The following is a 17,565-nucleotide window of genomic DNA, read 5'->3' on the forward strand; positions in this document are numbered from 1 at the left end:
ACACTTGGCAGGGACAGAACGAGGAAGGCCCCCGACCATGTGGTCGGGGGCCTTCCTGGTGGCTGTCAGCCGAAGGGCGGTCAGTTGCCGCCGGTCAGCTTGTCGCGCAGGGCCTGCAGCGCCTCGTCCGAAGCGAGCGAACCAGCGCCCGGCTCCTCGGTCGATGCGAAGCTGGTCGTGGTGGCCGACTCGGTGGCAGCGTTCTGGTCGGCCTGCTCGGCCTCCTCGACCTGACGCTTGTGCGCCTCCCAACGGGACTGCGCCTCGGCGTACTGGGACTCCCAGGCACGCTGCTGCTCCTCGTAGCCTTCCTTCCACTCGTTGGACTCCGGATCGAAGCCCTCGGGGTAGATGTAGTTGCCCTGGTCGTCGTAGCTGGCGGTCATGCCGTACAACGAGGGGTCGAAGTCGTCAGCGGCGACGTCGACACCAGCGTTGGCCTGCTTCAGCGACAGCGAGATACGACGACGCTCGAGGTCGATGTCGATGATCTTGACCATGACCTCGTCGTTGACGGTGACGACCTGCTCGGGGATCTCGACGTGACGCTCAGCGAGCTCAGAGACGTGCACCAAGCCCTCGATGCCCTCCTCGACGCGGACGAACGCACCGAAGGGCACCAGCTTGGTGACCTTTCCGGGCACGATCTGGCCGATGGCGTGGATGCGTGCGAAGGTCTGCCACGGGTCTTCCTGGGTGGCCTTCAGCGACAGCGAGACACGCTCGCGGTCCATGTCGACCTCCAGCACCTCGACGGTGACCGGGGTACCGACCTCGACGACCTCGGACGGGTGGTCGATGTGCTTCCACGACAACTCCGAGACGTGCACCAGACCGTCTACCCCACCGAGGTCGACGAAGGCACCGAAGTTGACGATCGACGAGACGACGCCCTTGCGGATCTGGCCCTTCTGGAGCTGGGTGAGGAAGTTCTGGCGAACCTCGCTCTGGGTCTGCTCGAGCCAGGCACGGCGAGACAGCACGACATTGTTGCGGTGCTTGTCGAGTTCGATGATCTTGGCCTCGAGCTCCATGCCGACGTAGGGCTGCAGGTCACGGACGCGACGCATCTCGACCAGCGATGCGGGCAGGAAGCCCCGCAGACCGATGTCGACGATCAGACCACCCTTGACCACCTCGATCACGGTGCCGGTGACGACGCCGTCCTCCTCCTTGACCTTCTCGATCGTGCCCCAGGCGCGCTCGTACTGAGCCCGCTTCTTCGACAGGATCAGGCGGCCTTCCTTGTCTTCCTTCTGCTGGACGAGAGCCTCGATCTCGTCGCCGACCTGGACGACCTCGAAGGGGTCCACGTCGTGCTTGATGGAAAGTTCCTTGGAAGGAATGACGCCCTCGGTCTTGTAACCGATGTCGAGGAGGACTTCGTCGCGGTCAACCTTGACGACGGTGCCGGTGACGATGTCACCGTCATTGAAGTACTTGATGGTGGCGTCGACGGCGGCCAGGAAGGCTTCCGGCGAGCCGAGGTCGTCAAAGGCGACCTGGGTCGAGGCCTCAGTGGAGGAGGTCATGTAGTAGGTGCTCCGATGGTTGGACAATGCTGATGACGCACCATCACCCTGCGGCTACTTGGAAGTCTCCCCCCACCGCAGACCCACTCACTCGGTACGGAACAGGACAGGTCACAGTGCCCGTCCAGAGTACTCGCGGTCAACCGCGAGGGTCAATCCGGGCTTGCCCGCACTCGGTACGCTGATGCGCGAGGGAGGCATGGCTCCGCGCAGACCCTTGGACCGGGTGCCACACGGCGTCCGGCAGCACGACAGCAGCGATCCACCACACTCCCGTCCGCAGCACCCCCGACCACGCAGCCACCCGAGAGGACCACGACGACCATGGCCGACCAGGCCCCCGTGCCAGCCAGTCCGCAGCCAGACGGCCTCCCCGGACGCGGCCGGTCGTCCAGCCCTGGACGGGGACCCTCCCGCCTGGTCGTGCTGCTGGTGGTCCTGGTGATCCTGGTGGGGGCTGGCTTCGCGATCTGGCGAGCGACGAACCGGCAACCGGGAGTCGCGGCGCCGCCAGCCAGCCCGGAGACCAGCACCTCCGCGACCATCGTTGCCCCGACACCGGCGTCCCCGACTAGCTCCGGCACCACGCCTGCCCAACCGACTCCGACTGCCTCCTCGTCCACACCGTTGCCGCCCGGCTGCAGCAGCCCGACCGCCCCGATGGACGATCCGCAGCGGCTGTCGATCGAGTCGATGAAGGTCGACTCCCCCATGCTGTCGCTGGGACTGGACGAGAGCGGGTCGGCGGCTGCCCCACCCAAGGACCAACCCCGCACCGTCGGCTGGTTCGACCAAGGTCCCAAGCTCGGTTCGGGTCAGGGCCACGCCGTGCTGACCATCCACACGTACCGGAATGGCAACGCCCTGGGAAACGAGTTGGCCGACCCGAACTCGGGACTGCGACCCGGGGCCCTGGTGAGGGTCAGCGACGGGCGCGGGAACACCGTCTGCTACACCTTCAGCCGCTCCACCAAGGTGTGGGTCAAGGACTACGACCCCAACTCGACCGTGCTCTACGACGACGCGGGGGCCCCCGAGGCGATCATCGTCATCTGCTGGGACTTCAACCGGGCCACGGCCGCGTGGGACTCGCGCATCCTGTTCCACCTCACACCACTCGCCCCTTCCGCCTGACTCCAGCCCTGACCTGTCCGGCCCCGCAGCTGCGCGGCCCCGGCCCGACCACCCCGCGCCTGCCTAGAGTGGGCTCATGCGGCGCAGCAGCACGACCCCCCTCCCCTCCGACCTGGCCGAGGAGTTGACGCGGCTGTTGGGCCGGGCACGTGTGCGCACCTCGCCGCTCGACCGGGCCACCACCGCCGTCGACGCCAGCCACTTCCTGCTCACCCCCCAGGCCTCCTTGGTCGCGGCCGACGCCTCGCAGGTGGCGACGATCCTGGGGGTGGCCACCCGCCATCGCACGTCGGTCACCTTCCGGGCCGGGGGCACGTCTCTGTCCGGGCAGGCGCAGTCGTCCGCACTGCTCGTCGACGTGCGTCGCGGGTTCCGCTCCATGGAACTGTTGGACGAGGGAGCCCGCCGGGTTCGGCTCGGCCCCGGTATGACCGTGCGCGAGGTCAACTCCCGGCTGGCCAGGCACGGACGCAAACTCGGCCCCGACCCCGCCTCGGAGGTGGCCTGCACCGTCGGCGGGGTGGTGGCCAACAATTCGTCCGGCATGACCTGCGGGGTCGAGCAGAACTCGTACCGGACGGTGGATTCCATGGTGGTGGTGCTGGCCTCCGGCACCGTGCTCGACACCGGTGCCCCCGACGCAGATGCCCAGTTGGCGGCGGACGAACCGGCCCTGCACTCCCTCCTGGTGTCCCTGTCGGCGCAGGCGCGGCGAGCCGACCTCGCCCAGGAGATCGGACGACAGTTCGCCCGCAAGAACACCATGGGCTATGGACTGAACGCACTCGTCGACCACGACTCCCCCGCCAAGGCGCTCGAGCACCTGATGGTGGGCTCCGAAGGGACGCTCGGGTTCATCGCATCGGTGGTGATGAACACCGTGCCCCTGCTGCCCCATGTCTCGACGGCCTTGTTGACCTTCGGATCGCTCCACGAGGCCACCGCGGTCGTCCCCCACCTGCGGCAGACCGGCCCAGCCGTGATCGAACTGCTGGACGAGACCTCGCTTGCCGTGTGCCGCACCGACCCGGCGCACGCCGCCGTGCTGCCCGGGGCCCGCCATGGCGAAGCCGCGCTCCTGGTGGAGTTCCAGTCCCCGAGCCCCGACCGACTCGACTCCGACGTGGCCGACGCCTGCGACCAGCTCGGTCTGGCCAGGGCCGAGTTCTCGTCCGATGCACGGCGTCGCTCAGGGCTGTGGGCGCTTCGCAAGGGGCTGTACGCCAAGGTCGCCGGCGCTCGCGACAGCGGCACCACGGCACTGCTGGAGGACATCGCCGTACCCGTCCCCTCGTTGGCACAGGTCTGCAGCGACTTGACCCAGCTCTGCCGCGACCGACTGGGAGCGGCTCCGGTGATCTTCGGACACGCCAAGGACGGCAACCTCCACTTCCTCGTGACGGAGGACTTCCGCACCGCCGACGCGGTGTCACGGCAGCGTGAGTTCACCGAGGGACTCGTGCAGCTGGTGCTGGATGCCGCCGGAACCCTCAAGGCCGAGCACGGCACGGGACGCATCATGGCTCCCTTCGTGGAGCGGCAGTACGGCCCGGAGCTGTACACGATGATGCGCTCGCTGAAACAGGCCCTCGACCCGGCGGGCATCCTGAACCCCGGGGCCGTCATCACCGATGATCCAGACCTGCACCTGCGTGACTTCAAGACCACTCCCACCGTCCAGTCCGAGGTGGACCGCTGCGTGGAATGTGGGTACTGCGAACCCGTCTGCCCCAGCGAGTTCCTCACCCTCACCCCGCGCCAGCGGATCGTGGCCCAACGGGCCATCGTCGACGCCGACGAGGCGGGCGACCACGAGCTGGCCGATCGGCTCCGCCGCGACCAGACCTATCCGGTGACCGAGACCTGCGCGGTCGACGGCATGTGTGCCACCACCTGCCCCGTGGGCATCAACACCGGCGACCTGGTGCGCCGCCTGCGTCGGGAGTCGCAGACCCCGCTCACCGGGGCCGGGTGGCACGTGGCCGCCCACGCGTGGGGACCATTCACCCGACTGTCGTCGATGGGGATGACGGCGGCCGATCGGCTGCCGACGCCGGTGGTGACCACGCCGCTGGCCCTGGGTCGGCGTCTGCTGGGCGATGACACGGTGCCCCAGCTGTCGGCGGAGTTGCCACCCGGCGGAGTCGGCCGCCGACCACGACCGAGCAGCCGCCCTGATGCTGTCTACCTGCCGTCGTGCGTGCAGACGATGTTCGGCCAACGGGACGGCTCCACCCTGCAGTCGGCCGTCGAGTCAGTGCTCTCACGGCTCGGTGTGCAGGTACTGGTACCCGACGAGGTGGAGTCCTTGTGCTGCGCCACACCGTGGAAGTCGAAGGGTCACCGCCGTGGGCAGCAGGTGATGGACGACCGCGTGACCGGTGTGCTCGAGCGAGCCACTCAGGGAGGCGAACTCGTCGTGATCTCCGATGCAGCCTCGTGCACCGAGGGGCTGAGGATTGCCGCCGGCGCGGTGGGAGCCCGGCTCACCATCGTCGACGTGGTGGAATTCGTGGCTGACCGTGCCACGTCGCTGCCCCCGCTACCGCGGGTGGCCCGTGCCCTGCTGCACCCCACCTGTGCGACCACCCAGTTGGGGCTCGACGTCCAGCTACGGTCCCTGGCAGCATTGGTCGCCGACGACGTGGTCGTGCCCGACGCGTGGCGGTGCTGCGGGTTCGCCGGGGACCGCGGACTGCTGCACCCAGAACTCACGCAGGCCGCCACCCGTGACATGGTCGAGGAGGTCGGACGACAGGACGAGGGTCACCGGCACGGGTCAGCGCACGACTTCGACCTGTACCTGTCGGCCAACCGCACCTGCGAACTGGGCGTGGGACGAGCCCTGGGGGTCGAGTACGAGCACGTGTTGCTGGCCCTCGACCGGGCCCTCAGTGGGCGGCCTCGTGCCAGGAAGCCCCGACCCCGACGCTGACGTCCAGTGGCACGGTGAGGTCCATGGCGTGTCCCATCGTCCGTCGGACGAGGGCTTCCAGCCGGTCGCGTTCCCCCGGCGCCACCTCGAGGACCAGTTCGTCGTGCACCTGCAACAGGATGCGGGACGAGAACTCCTGCTCGACCAAGCTCTCGTGCAGGCGCAGCATGGCCACCTTGATGACATCGGCCGCCGATCCCTGGATGGGCGCGTTGAGCGCCATCCGCTCGGCCATCTCGCGGCGCTGCCGGTTCGACGAGGTGAGGTCGGGCAGGTAACGACGACGCCCCAGCAGGGTCTCGGTGAACCCGGTCTTGCGGGCCTCGCCGACCACCGACTGCAGGTAGTCGCGTACCTCCCCGAAGCGGGAGAAGTAGTCGTCCATCAGGCCCTTGGCCTCGCTGGTGGTGATCCCCAACTGGTTCGACAGGCCGAAGGCACTCAACCCGTAGGCGAGGCCGTAGTTCATGGCCTTGATCTTGGCGCGCATCTCGCCCGAGACCTGGTCGGCCTCGACGTGGAACACCTTGGAGGCCGTCTCGGTGTGGAAGTCCCGCCCCGAACGGAAGGCCTCGATCAGGCCGTCGTCCTCGCTGACGTGAGCCATGATGCGCATCTCGATCTGGGAGTAGTCGGCCGTCATCAGCGACTCGAAGCCACGGCCCACGACGAAGCCCTCGCGGATCCGACGTCCCTCCTCGGTGCGGATGGGGATGTTCTGCAGGTTGGGGTCGGTGGACGACAGCCTGCCGGTGGCGGCGATGGTCTGCACGTAGGTCGTGTGGATCCGACCGTCGTCGGCCACGGACTTGAGCAGGCCGTCGACGGTCTGGCGCAGGCGGATGGCGTCACGGTGCGCCAGCAGGTGCGCCAGGAAGGGGTGCTCGGTCTTGGCGAACAATCCCTCCAGCGCATCGGCGTCGGTCGTCCAGCCCGACTTGGTCTTGCGTGTCTTGGGCATGTTGAGTTCGTCGAACAGCACCGCCTGCAACTGCTTGGGTGAACCGAGGTTGATCGGTTTCCCGATGACGGCGTAGGCGTCCTGCTCGGCGGCAACCACCTTGGCGTCGAACTCGGAGCGCAGCCGGTCGAGCAGGGTCACGTCGACCGCGATCCCCACCCTCTCCATGCCGGCCAGGATCCGCTCGAGTGGGATCTCCACCTCGGCCAACAGTTCCGCACCGTCCTGGTTGGCCAACTCGGTGGCCAGCGCGTCGGACAGGTCGATCACCGCCCTGGCCCGCACCATCGACTCGCGCGCGGCCTGCAGCGAGGAACCGTCGTCCTCACCGAAGTCCAGGGTGAGTTGGTCGTCGTCGTCGACCGCCCCCGACTCGACGCGCAGTTCACGCCTGAGGTGGCGCAGCGCCAGGTCTGCCAGGTCGAACGTGCGCTGGTCGGGGCGTAGGAGGTAGGCGGCCAGCACCGTGTCATTGACCACGCCTCGCAGTTCCCACCCGCGCGCCCAGCACGCCAGCATCGGTCCCTTGGCCTCGTGCAGCGCCTTCCCGCAGGACTCGTCGGCCAACCAGTCGGCCAGGGCAGCGTCGTCCTCGGGGGTGAGGTCGGTGGTGACGACGTGGCAGGCCTCGCCGTCGGCGCTGGCCAACGAGAGCTCCTTGACGTCGCCCGTGCCGCTTCCCCAGTGGCCGATCACGTCGAGCCCCGTGACCGTGTCGCCACGGGCGTGACGATCGAGCCAGGCGGCCAGTTCACCGGGACGGAGCACCTCGCCGATGAGTTCGAACCCCTGCTCGGCCTCGGGCTCCTCGCCCTGCTGCGGCAGCGCCTCGAGCAGTCGGTCGCGAAGCACGCGGAACTCCAGCCCGTCGAAGAGGGTGTGCACGGCCTCGCGGTCCCAGTCCTGACGGCGAAGCTCGTCGAGGCCGAAGGGCAACTCGAGATCTTCCACCAGCGCGTTGAGGCGTCGGTTGCGCACGACGTCGTCAAGATGGGCGCGCAACGACTCACCCGCCTTGCCCGGGATCTGTTCAGCGCGGGCCACGATGTTGTCGAGACCGTCGAACTGGGCGATCCACTTGGCCGCGGTCTTCGGCCCCACCCCGGGCACCCCGGGCAGGTTGTCGGAGGTCTCGCCGACCAGCGCCGCCAGTTCGGCGTAGCGCGCCGGGGTGACGAAGTACTTCTCCTCGATCGCCAGTGGGGTCATGCGGGCCAGGTCGGAGACCCCCTTGCGGGGATAGAGCACCGTCACGTGGTCGTTGACCAACTGGAGTGAGTCCCGGTCACCGGTGCAGATGTAGACATCAGCGCTGCCGGCCAATTGTTTGGCCATCGAGGCGATCAGGTCGTCGGCCTCGTACCCCTCGCGGTCGAGGTGGACGATGTTGAGGGCGTCGAGCACCTCCTTGATGAGTTGCACCTGGCCGGTGAACTCCTCGGGTGACTTCGAACGGTTCGCCTTGTACTCCGCGTACTGCTCCGTGCGGAAGGTCTGCCGGGAGCGGTCGAAGGCCACCGCCACGTGGGTGGGTTGCTCGTCGCGCAGCACGTTGATCAGCATGGACGTGAACCCGTACACGGCATTGGTGTGCTGGCCCGTCGAGGTCGAGAAGTTCTCGACCGGCAACGCGAAGAACGCCCGATAGGCGATCGAGTGACCGTCGATGAGCAGGAGCCGTGGGGTCTCATTCACACCCGCGACTCTAGCGAGCGACACCCACATTTTCCCCAGCCCGAGGCCCAGCCACTAGCCTCGGCGCATGACGCCGACGTTGCCCGAGTGGGCCGACCACTACCACAGCGCCCTCGACGACCGGATGGGGATCGAACTGGTCGAACTGTCCGCGCAGCGGGTGGTGGCCCGCTACCCCGTCGCCGGCAACACCCAACCGATGGGACTGTGGCACGGGGGCGCATCGGCGGTGGTGGTCGAGACCCTCGCCTCGTTGGGGGCCTTCGCCCACGCGCGGGAACAGGGGAAGGCAGCGGTGGGGGTTGACCTCAGTGTGACCCACCACCGGCCCGTCCGGTCCGGTTGGGTGACGGGCACCGCATTACCGCTGCACGTGGGCCGCACCACCACCAGTTGGGAAGTGGTGATCACCGACGAGAACCACCGCAGGGTTGCCACCGGCCGATTGACCTGTCAGTTCGTCCAGATGGGCTGAGCCGACAGGAGGGCCCGGGCCGGTGACCGTGGTGAGGTGCCCGTGGCCTCAGTCGTCGGACTTCGTCCTGGCCTTGGCCTTCGACTTCGAGAACTGAGTGATGACCCCTTCGGCCACCTCACGCATCGACTTGCGCATGTCCATGGCGGTCTTCTGGATCCAGCGGAAGGCCTCGGCTTCAGACAGGTCGAGAGCCTCCTGCAGCAGTCCCTTGGCCTGGTCGATGGCCTTGCGGGAGGCCAGTCTGTCCTCGAGGTCAGCGACCTCGTCCTCGATCGAGCGGATCTCCTGGAACCGCCCCATCGCGATCTCGATGGCGGGCACCACGTCGGAGGCGTCGAACGGCTTCACCACGTAGGCCATGGCGCCGGCCTCACGGGCCCGTTCAACCAGGTCACGCTGGCTGAAGGCGGTCAGCATGACCACCGGGGCGATGCGCTCCTCGGCGATCTTCTCGGCAGCGGTGATCCCGTCCATGACGGGCATCTTCACGTCCATCACGACCAGGTCGGGCTCGAGTTCACGGGCCAGCTCAAGGGCCTGCTGGCCGTCGCCGGCCTGACCGACGACGTCGTATCCCTCGTCGGTGAGCAGTTCCACCAGGTCCATCCGGATGAGGGCCTCGTCCTCGGCGACCAACACCCTGGGACGGGGACGCTGCGGGGTGGTGGTGCTCGGCTCAGCCACGATGCTTGCTCCTCTGTTCCTGGCACCCACTCGTGTGGCGAGGGGGCGCACTGCGCCCGACACTACTGCCCGACGCCCGGGTCGGGCGCCGATTGAACGTGCGGACGATCCGTGGTGCCCGGGAGGGGAGTCGAACCCCTACGGTCTTTCGACCAGACGGGTTTGAGCCGTCCGCGTATGCCATTCCGCCACCCGGGCGAGCAGCATGGACGATTGTAGCCACACCTGGAGGGGTGAGGCATTCCGGCCCCACGACGAGGGCGGCGCCCCCCCCGAGGTGGGGGCGCCGCCCTTCAGTCGTCCCGCTGACGGACCCTGGTGTCATGGTCGCCGTCAGGGTGTCAGCGTGGTTGTGGGTGTCAGCGTGGTTGTCAGGCCTGCGGCTCGGTGATGCGGTGCACGCGCAGGGCGTTGGTCTTGCCGGGCACACCCATCGGTGAACCGGAGACGATCAGCACCCTGTCCCCGACCTGCACGAGGCCCTGCTGCAGCAGCACGTCGTTGATGTGGGCGACGGCCTCGTCCTTGTCGTCGTAGGACGGGGTCAGCACCGTCTGCACGCCCCACGACAGCATCATCCGCTGGCAGGTGTCCTCGTCGGGGGTGAAGGCCACCATGGGAATGGTGGGGCGCAGTCGGGCCAGACGACGTGCGGTGTCACCGGACTTGGTGAGCGCGACCAGCAACTTGGCGTCGAGCCGCTTCGCCACGTCGTAGGCGGCCATCACGACCACACCACCGGTGGTGTGCGGATCCCACTCGAGTTCCTGGATCTGGTCGAGACCGTGGGTCTCGGTGTTCTCGACGATCCGGGCCATGGTCTGCACGGTGACGATCGGGAACTTGCCCACCGAGGTCTCACCCGAGAGCATGACCGCGTCGGCACCGTCGAGCACCGCGTTGGCCACGTCGGAGGCCTCGGCGCGGGTCGGGCGCGGGTTGTCGATCATCGACTCGAGCATCTGGGTGGCGACGATGACGGGCTTGGCCCAGCGGCGCGCCTGGTTGACGATGCGCTTCTGCACCAGCGGCACCTCTTCGAGGGGCAGTTCCACGCCGAGGTCACCGCGGGCGACCATGACGGCGTCGAAGGCGTCGACGATGGAGTCGAGGTTCTGCACCGCCTGGGGCTTCTCGAGCTTGGCGATGACGGGCACACGGCGGCCCACCTCGTCCATGATCTCGTGCACCCGGGTGACGTCGTCGGCAGAGCGGACGAAGGACAGCGCGACCATGTCGACACCCTTGCCCAGCGCCCAGCGGAGATCGGCCTCATCCTTGTCGCTCAGGGCGGGCACGCTGACGGCAACCCCGGGAAGGTTGATTCCCTTGTTGTTGCTGACGGGGCCGGGGACGACGGTCTCACAGATGACGTCGGTGTCGGTGACCTCGATCGCCTTCAGCATGACCTTGCCGTCGTCGATCAGCAGCAGGTCGCCGGGCTTCACGTCACCGGGAAGGCCCTTGAAGGTGGTGGAGCAACGCTCGACCGTTCCCTCGATGTCGTCGGTGGTGATGGTGAACTTCTGGCCGACCTCGAGGTAGTGCTTCTCACCGCCCTCGAACTTGCCCAGGCGGATCTTGGGGCCCTGCAGGTCGGCGAGTACCGCCACCCGCTTGCCGGCGGCCTTCGCCGCGGCCCGGGTGAGATTGAGCCGGTTCTCATGCTCGGAGTAATCCCCGTGGCTCATGTTCAGGCGGGCGACGTTCATCCCCGCGGCGACCAGTTCTTCCATACGCTCGGGCGACTCGACAGCCGGGCCCAGCGTGCACACGATCTTTGCTCTACGCACAGGCACAACCTACCCGAGACCGCTGGGGCCCAAGAACGGGTTCACCGAATGGCTGCCCAGCGTTGGCGCTGCCGTCAGCCGGCGGCGATGGTGTCGAGTGCCCTCTGCAGGTCGTCCGGATAGGGCGAGACGAACTCGACCCAGTCGCCCTCGGTGGGGTGCACGAAGCCCAGTTTGTGGGCATGCAGCCACTGCCGATCCAGTCCCAGCCGGGCGGCCAGCACGGGGTCGGAGCCGTAGAGGGGGTCCCCGACGCAGGGGTGGTGCAGGGCACTCATGTGCACGCGGATCTGGTGGGTGCGGCCCGTCTCGAGGTGGATCTCGAGCAGGGTCGCCGACCGGAAGGCCTCGATCGTCTGGTAGTGGGTGATGGATCGACGCCCGCCCTCCATCACCGCCATCTTCCAGTCGTGGTGCGGGTGGCGACCGATGGGCGCGTCGATGGTCCCCTCGAAGGGGTCGGGGTGGCCCTGCACCAAGGCGTGGTAGGTCTTGTCGACGGTCCGGTCACGGAATGCCTGCTTGAGCACGGTGTAGGCCCGCTCCGACTTGGCCACCACCATCAGCCCCGACGTGCCCACGTCGAGGCGTTGGACGATCCCCTGCCGCTCCGCGGCCCCACTCGTCGAGATGCGGAACCCGGCCCCGGCGAGGTGCTCGACGACCGAGGGACCCTCCCACCCCACGGAGGGATGGGCAGCCACGCCGACCGGCTTGTCGACCACCACGATGTCGGCGTCGTCGTGGACGATGCGCACCCCCTCGACCATCTGTGGGGTGATCGTCGCGCTGCGGGCCGGGCTGGCGAGATCGATCTCGAGCAACTCGCCGCCGACCACCTTGACGGAGGCCTTCTCGACCGGCATTCCTGCCAGCACCACCCCACCGGCCGTGATCAGGTCGGCCACCCGGGATCGCGAGAGTCCGGTCATCCGCGCAGCGGCGGCGTCGATCCGCTCCCCGGCCAGACCGTCGGGAACCAGCATGACCGCCATCAGGGCCGCCCCGACGAGACGTGGTCAACGGGTCTGGCTGCCTGCTCACGAGGGTGGGGGCGCAGGGACAACAGGATCATCAGGCCAGCCGCCGAGGTGAGACACATGTCGGCGACGTTGAAGACCGGGAAGGTACCGAAGGAGAGGAAGTCGATCACGTGCCCCCGGAAGGGGGAGGGATCGCGCACCACCCGGTCGATGAAGTTGCCACCCACCCCCGCGATGCCCAGACCGACGACCACCGCCATTCCCACGCTCCTGACGCGCGGCGCGATGACGAACACGAGCAGCGCCAGCACCACCATCGCGAGAATGGAGAAGAACAGCGTCGAGGAGGTGCCCAAGGAGAAGGCTGCTCCTGGGTTGAACACCAGCCACAGGCGGAAGAATCCGCCGAGGAACTCGGGTGGGTCACGCGGGTCGAGATGGGTCAGAGCCACCTGCTTGGTGATCTGGTCGGTCACCAGCAGTAGCACCGCGATCACTGCCAGGAGAACCCGGGGACGAACCTTGCGCGATCCACCGGGGTCGACGAGCTCAGGATCAGACAAGCTCAGTGCCCCACGCGCTCAGCGACGCTCGGAGCGCTGCTTGCAGGTGACGCACATGGTCGCACGCGGGAACGCCTGCAACCGGGCCTTGCCGATCGGGTTGCCACAGTTCTCGCACAGCCCGTAGTCACCCGAGTCGAACAAGCGCAGGGCCAGCTGTGCCTGGTCGAGCATCTCGCGAGAGTTCTGCGCCAGCGACAGCTCTTGGTCGCGCTCGAAGTTGGACGAGCCGACGTCGGCGGGATCGCGACCAGCTCCGTCGCTGCCCTCCTTGAGGATGTCGGCCAGCTCCTCCTCGTGCTGGCGGATCTTCTTGTTGAGCTGCGCGATCTCGGCGACCAGTTCATCGCGCACCTCCGCGATTTCAGCCTCTGTCCACGGCTCTTCGCCGTCACGGACGGGAAGAGTCACCGCGGTGGACTTCGCCTTGCTGGTCATGGCCGAATCCTCTCTGAGTCAGCCGCGCCCGTCGGGGCGCGGAGAGTGAAGGCTACACCACCCACGGCGCAGGTCAAGGGCAGGTGGCGGCTGACCGACACGCACCCCTTCACCCGGACGGTGATCGGCCCCGTTCCCTGCGGAACGGGGCCGAGTCTGTCACCTGGTGGGGGTCACTGCTTCTGGGCGAGCAGGGCGTCCAAACGGGGGGTGGCGGAAGCCGACCGCTCGTCGCCCAGCAGGGCGGCGTTGCCGCCGGGCTGGAACTGCCCGGACTCGAGCGCCTCGGCCTGCGAGCGCAGGTGCTGGGTCAAGGAGCTGCGGTAGTCGGACTCCCAGGCCTTGAGCTGGTCGACCTTGCCGGCGAACTCGTCGCGCTCCGACTCCAGCGTCTGGAACAACTCGGTGCGGCGGTTCTTGGCGTCCACCTCGACCTGTTCGGCGTTCGCGCGGGCGGCGGCCACCAGTGAGTCGGCGTTCGACGTGGCCTCCGCGGTGATCTGCTCGGCCTTGGCGTCCGCGGCCTTGGTGGTCTCGGCGGCGTAGGCGTCGGCCTCGTCACGAGTCTGCTTGGCGTCGGCCGCAGCCTCGTTGCGCATGCCCTCGGCATCGCGCTGGGCGTCGGCGACGACGCCCTCGGCCTGCTCGGTGGCCAGCTGCACCAACCGGATGACCGCGGGGCTCGCATCGGTGCTGGTGGTCACCACCAGGCGCTCCAGCTTGCCGGTGCCGTGCTGAACCTGACCCTCGGCGACAGCCTCTGCCGACTGGCGGGACTCGGCCGACTCGCGGGCCTCGGCGAGCTGACGATCCAGGTCGCTGGTGCGCTGCTCCAACTCGGCGTTGCGCTGACGCAGGACCTCGAGTTCGGCATTGCCCGTGTCATGGGTGTCAGATCCCTGGGTGGCAGCGAGGGCCGCCTCGGCGCGCTCGGCGCGGGCACGGAGCTCGGCGACCTCGGCCTTGAGTCGGTCGTTCTCCTCGACCAAGGCCTGGTCGACCTGGCCCGAGGGCTCGTGGGCAACACCGGCCTGGTCGGCCTTGAGCGCCTCGACCTGGGCCTTGGCCCGATCGGCCTCCTCGTGCATCGACTGGAATGTGGCGACCACCCGATCAACGAATTCGTCCACCTCCTGCGCGCGGTAGCCCTCGTTGGGGCGCCGGGCCATGGGGAACCGAATCTGGTTGACCTCGTCCAAGGTCATCGTCATGGTTGTCTCCAAACTCTCGGGGGATGCAGCGCACCCCGGCCGGGACACCCAAGGGTTGGCCTGCGGGGGTGAGCGCGCACAAGCGATCCCGATCAGGCTACTGCACGGGTTGAACGCCACACCACTGGCCGCCAGACACGTTCAAGCAGAAGTTGAGACAGCCCTCAGAAGAAGATCGCGGTCACCAGTCGCTGTGCGATCAGCAAGGACAACCACGCCGCCATGAACCCCAGCGAGAAGGCCACCTGGCCCACCCGCAAGGGGGGCAGGAATCGTTCGAAGAAGCGGATGGGTGGGTCGGTCAGGGTGTAGACGACCTCGAAGACGACCAGGATCACACCCCGTGGGGTGAACGAGGGGCTGAGCGCGGGAATGAACGACAGGATCATGCGGACGAAGAACAGGAACATGTAGATCTGCAGTGCCCACGCGAGCACCACTCCGACGACCTGCACGAATCAGACCTCCACGGATCATCCGACCGAACGACCCCGCGGGGCGAGCAGTCAGCTCTGGTTGAAGAAGCCACTCGAGGCGATGCGTTCCTTGTCCTCGGCGCGAACGTTGACGTTCTTCGGCGAGAGCAGGAACACCTTCGAGGTGACGCGCTCAATCGTGCCATGCAGGCCAAAGATCAGTCCGGCCGCGAAATCGACCAGGCGCTTGGCGTCCGCGTCCTCCATGTCGGAGAGGTTCATGATCACCGGCACACCGTCACGGAAGTGCTCGCCGATGGTGCGGGCCTCGTTGTAGGTGCGCGGATGGATCGTGATGATGCGGGTCAGGTCGGCGATCTTCTGCTCGGACTCGTGACCGGACACGGAGACCTCCCGGGTGCTCGGGTTGCGGTGGATGGGGGTGATGGTCGACAGCTCGTCCTCGGCCCCACGGTGGTCGACGGCCTGGGTGATCTCGGCGTAGTCGTCGTCATCGTGGGTACCGGCGTACCGGTCGGTCTGCACCAGACCGAGCCACTCAGCCGTGTTCCTCAGAAAAGACATGCGTCCAGCCTCCACAAGTTGTCGCCCCTGGACCTCCAGCCCTGACGGACGGGGAAGTCGGATCGCCTACACCGTACCTGCTGCCCCCGGCACGCCGGTCGACGCAACACCCGACACGCGCCAAATGATGCCGGCGAACCGTCCGGCGTCGGCCCCGTCACGGCGGTGCGAGTGCAGTTCGGGCGTGGTCAGAGTGCAGGGGTCCAGTCTGACGGCGGTCACGCCCTGGTCGACCAGTTCCTGCTCCACCCCGGCGCCCAGGTCGAGAGCCCTGGTACCCCAGCGTGAGGCCACCACCACGTGGGGGTGGGACGATGCCACCCGGTCGGCCATCGCCTCGTCGACCTCGTAGCAGCGGCCGCAGATGTGCGGCCCGACCCAGGCGACGATGTCGCTGGCACCCAGGTCACGCATCGCCTCGACGGTGTGGGTCACCACACCACCGAGGTAGCCCTCCCGCCCGGCGTGCAGGGCACCCAGCACTCCGGCCGTCGGGTCGGCGAGGAGCACGGGGACGCAGTCCGCCACCCTGATCACCAGGGCCACGTCGGCGCGGGTCGTGACCATGGCGTCGGCGGACGACAGGGGCGCCACTGCCCCGGGCGATCCGAGGTGGGAGCGGGGCCCCCAGCCGGAGAGGAAGGAGTCGTCGACCACCACGACGTCGGACGAGTGCACCTGCGACAGGGTGACCAGGGTGGGTCCGCCGATGGCGCGACGCACGCGCTCGAAGTTGGCCTCGACGTGGCTCACCTGGTCGACGTCGGTCCGACCGAGGTTGAGTGAGCCGAGGTCGCCGGGCGTCACACCACCGTGGCGGTCGGTGAAACAAGCCCCGACGCCGGCATTGGCGTCGGGGCTGATCAGCACACGGAACACGGGCTCACTTCATGAAGTCGGGAACGTCGAGGTCATCGTCGTCGGCCGGCCGGGGTGCGGTCGGTGCGGGACGGGGAGCCACCGGCGCCTGCTGGGTCTGGAACTGCGACTGCACCGGGGCCTGCTGCTGCGGGCGCGACTGCAGCGGCTGGCCGGTGATCGGGTTCAGGGTCTGGGTCACACCGACCGGGGCCTCGGGCTGCTGGCGGGGCTCGCGACGCTGCACTCCGGGCTGCCGCTTGGGGGGCTGCCCGCCGTCGAAGCCGGCGGCGATCACGGTCACCCGCACCTCGTCGCCGAGCGAGTCGTCGATCACGGTACCGAAGATGATGTTGGCCTCGTCGTGTGCGGCCGCCTCGATCAGGTTGGCGGCATTCGAGACCTCGAAGAGACCGAGGTCGGAACCACCGGCGATGGAGAGCAGCACGCCGTGGGCACCGTCGATGCTGGCCTCGAGCAGCGGCGAGCTGATGGCCATCTCGGCAGCGGCGCGGGCGCGGTCCTCACCGCGGGCCGACCCGATGCCCATCAGGGCCGACCCCGCATTCGACATGATCGACTTCACGTCGGCGAAGTCCAGGTTGATCAGCCCGGGGGTCGTGATCAGGTCGGTGATGCCCTGGACGCCCTGCAACAACACCGTGTCGGCCTGCTTGAAGGCATCAAGGATCGCGACCTGGTGGTCGGTCATCTGCAGCAGCTTGTCGTTGGGGATCACGATGAGGGTGTCGACCTCTTCGCGCAGCGCGGCGATACCGGTCTCGGCCTGGGTGGCGCGACGCTTGCCCTCGAACCCGAACGGGCGGGTGACGACGCCGATGGTCAGCGCACCGAGCGAGCGGGCGATCTTGGCGACCACGGGTGCGCCACCGGTTCCGGTGCCACCTCCCTCGCCGGCGGTCACGAACACCATGTCGGCCCCCTTGAGGGTCTCCTCGATGTCCTCGGCATGATCCTCGGCTGCCTGCCTGCCCTTGTCGGGATCGGCGCCGGCGCCGAGACCGCGCGTCAGCTCACGGCCCACGTCGAGCTTCACGTCGGCGTCGCTCATCAGCAGAGCCTGGGCGTCGGTGTTGATCGCGATGAACTCAACACCCTTCAGGCCGGCATCGATCATGCGGTTCACGGCGTTCACGCCGCCACCGCCAACACCGACCACCTTGATCACAGCCAGGTAGTTCTGCCCTGCACTTGCCACGGAAGTCCGCCTCACTTGGTTGCCTTGCGAGCTCTTGTCACGAAGTTCGCCTGCCCTGCAGGCGCAGGACCGGGATTCAC

At 68.0% G+C, this 17,565-nt stretch carries 14 protein-coding genes, 1 tRNA gene and 1 pseudogene; 3 read left to right on the forward strand and 13 right to left on the reverse strand.

Annotation, left to right across the window (positions count from 1 at the left end; genetic code table 11):
• Positions 1 to 80 precede the first annotated feature (80 nt).
• Entirely contained in the window at positions 81 to 1,532 is a 1,452-nt protein-coding gene (gene rpsA, locus QQZ11_RS00875; protein ID WP_026377833.1) for a 30S ribosomal protein S1, read from the reverse strand.
• Between the two features lie 660 nt (positions 1,533 to 2,192).
• Between rpsA and QQZ11_RS00880 the strand changes: the two genes are divergently transcribed.
• Together QQZ11_RS00880 and QQZ11_RS00885 are read left to right on the forward strand one after the other, a co-directional pair.
• Positions 2,193 to 2,666, forward strand: a complete 474-nt coding sequence (locus tag QQZ11_RS00880) for a class F sortase (protein ID WP_284548177.1) — start codon at positions 2,193 to 2,195, stop codon at positions 2,664 to 2,666.
• Positions 2,667 to 2,742: 76 nt separating this feature from the next.
• On the forward strand, positions 2,743 to 5,601 hold the full coding sequence (locus QQZ11_RS00885) for an FAD-binding and (Fe-S)-binding domain-containing protein (protein WP_284548178.1): 2,859 nt from the start codon (positions 2,743 to 2,745) through the stop codon (positions 5,599 to 5,601).
• On the opposite strand, the gene polA is transcribed toward QQZ11_RS00885, so the two are convergent.
• The gene (polA, locus tag QQZ11_RS00890) at positions 5,558 to 8,287 is read right to left on the reverse strand and encodes a DNA polymerase I (protein ID WP_446698796.1); all 2,730 of its coding nucleotides are present in this window, start codon (positions 8,285 to 8,287) and stop codon (positions 5,558 to 5,560) included. The genes QQZ11_RS00885 and polA overlap by 44 nt on opposite strands.
• A 37-nt stretch (positions 8,288 to 8,324) precedes the next feature.
• Between polA and QQZ11_RS00895 the strand changes: the two genes are divergently transcribed.
• Entirely contained in the window at positions 8,325 to 8,732 is a 408-nt protein-coding gene (locus tag QQZ11_RS00895; RefSeq protein WP_284548180.1) for a PaaI family thioesterase, read from the forward strand.
• Between the two features lie 48 nt (positions 8,733 to 8,780).
• Here the strand turns inward: QQZ11_RS00895 and QQZ11_RS00900 are convergent, their stop codons facing one another.
• The 11 genes and pseudogenes from QQZ11_RS00900 to ftsZ form a co-directional block, all read right to left on the reverse strand.
• Complete coding sequence (locus QQZ11_RS00900; protein WP_022909752.1) at positions 8,781 to 9,419, reverse strand: ANTAR domain-containing response regulator; 639 nt, start codon at positions 9,417 to 9,419, stop codon at positions 8,781 to 8,783.
• 112 nt (positions 9,420 to 9,531) lie between these two features.
• Positions 9,532 to 9,617 (reverse strand) — tRNA-Leu (locus QQZ11_RS00905).
• A gap of 173 nt (positions 9,618 to 9,790) precedes the next feature.
• Positions 9,791 to 11,212 (reverse strand): pyruvate kinase, encoded by a 1,422-nt coding sequence (gene pyk, locus QQZ11_RS00910; protein ID WP_284548182.1) that lies wholly within the window; start codon positions 11,210 to 11,212, stop codon positions 9,791 to 9,793.
• A 74-nt stretch (positions 11,213 to 11,286) separates the two neighbouring features.
• Complete coding sequence (locus tag QQZ11_RS00915) at positions 11,287 to 12,207, reverse strand: RluA family pseudouridine synthase (RefSeq protein WP_284548184.1); 921 nt, start codon at positions 12,205 to 12,207, stop codon at positions 11,287 to 11,289.
• Entirely contained in the window at positions 12,207 to 12,758 is a 552-nt protein-coding gene (lspA, locus tag QQZ11_RS00920) for a signal peptidase II (RefSeq protein WP_284548185.1), read from the reverse strand. Before lspA ends, QQZ11_RS00915 begins: the two co-directional genes overlap by 1 nt.
• 18 nt (positions 12,759 to 12,776) lie before the next feature.
• Positions 12,777 to 13,196: a TraR/DksA family transcriptional regulator gene (locus tag QQZ11_RS00925; protein WP_022909748.1), complete on the reverse strand. Its 420-nt coding sequence runs from the start codon at positions 13,194 to 13,196 to the stop codon at positions 12,777 to 12,779.
• A 173-nt stretch (positions 13,197 to 13,369) separates the two neighbouring features.
• Positions 13,370 to 14,407: a DivIVA domain-containing protein gene (locus tag QQZ11_RS00930; protein ID WP_284548186.1), complete on the reverse strand. Its 1,038-nt coding sequence runs from the start codon at positions 14,405 to 14,407 to the stop codon at positions 13,370 to 13,372.
• Between the two features lie 164 nt (positions 14,408 to 14,571).
• Positions 14,572 to 14,862 carry a YggT family protein gene (locus tag QQZ11_RS00935; RefSeq protein WP_022909746.1) on the reverse strand — a complete coding sequence of 97 codons (291 nt, stop codon included), beginning with the start codon at positions 14,860 to 14,862 and terminating at the stop codon, positions 14,572 to 14,574.
• A gap of 51 nt (positions 14,863 to 14,913) precedes the next feature.
• Complete coding sequence (locus tag QQZ11_RS13580) at positions 14,914 to 15,408, reverse strand: cell division protein SepF (protein ID WP_342395053.1); 495 nt, start codon at positions 15,406 to 15,408, stop codon at positions 14,914 to 14,916.
• 66 nt (positions 15,409 to 15,474) lie between these two features.
• Positions 15,475 to 16,287, reverse strand: a complete 813-nt coding sequence (locus QQZ11_RS00945) for a polyphenol oxidase family protein (RefSeq protein ID WP_284548187.1) — start codon at positions 16,285 to 16,287, stop codon at positions 15,475 to 15,477.
• A gap of 247 nt (positions 16,288 to 16,534) precedes the next feature.
• A pseudogene (gene ftsZ / locus QQZ11_RS00950) lies at positions 16,535 to 17,485 on the reverse strand (cell division protein FtsZ); the annotation flags it as partial.
• Positions 17,486 to 17,565: the final 80 nt, after the last annotated feature.

This window comes from Aestuariimicrobium sp. T2.26MG-19.2B, from assembly GCF_950101875.1.
Lineage (GTDB): Bacteria > Actinomycetota > Actinomycetes > Propionibacteriales > Propionibacteriaceae > Aestuariimicrobium > Aestuariimicrobium kwangyangense.

Coding starts and splice junctions, on each gene's coding strand:
- rpsA (WP_026377833.1), bottom strand. CDS start 1,532: ATGACCTCCTCCACTGAGGCCTCGACCCAGGTCGCCTTTGACGACCTC.
- QQZ11_RS00880 (WP_284548177.1), top strand. CDS start 2,193: ATGGACGATCCGCAGCGGCTGTCGATCGAGTCGATGAAGGTCGACTCC.
- QQZ11_RS00885 (WP_284548178.1), top strand. CDS start 2,743: ATGCGGCGCAGCAGCACGACCCCCCTCCCCTCCGACCTGGCCGAGGAG.
- polA (WP_446698796.1), bottom strand. CDS start 8,287: ATGTGGGTGTCGCTCGCTAGAGTCGCGGGTGTGAATGAGACCCCACGG.
- QQZ11_RS00895 (WP_284548180.1), top strand. CDS start 8,325: ATGACGCCGACGTTGCCCGAGTGGGCCGACCACTACCACAGCGCCCTC.
- QQZ11_RS00915 (WP_284548184.1), bottom strand. CDS start 12,207: ATGGCGGTCATGCTGGTTCCCGACGGTCTGGCCGGGGAGCGGATCGAC.
- QQZ11_RS00925 (WP_022909748.1), bottom strand. CDS start 13,196: ATGACCAGCAAGGCGAAGTCCACCGCGGTGACTCTTCCCGTCCGTGAC.
- QQZ11_RS00930 (WP_284548186.1), bottom strand. CDS start 14,407: ATGACGATGACCTTGGACGAGGTCAACCAGATTCGGTTCCCCATGGCC.
- QQZ11_RS13580 (WP_342395053.1), bottom strand. CDS start 15,408: ATGTCTTTTCTGAGGAACACGGCTGAGTGGCTCGGTCTGGTGCAGACC.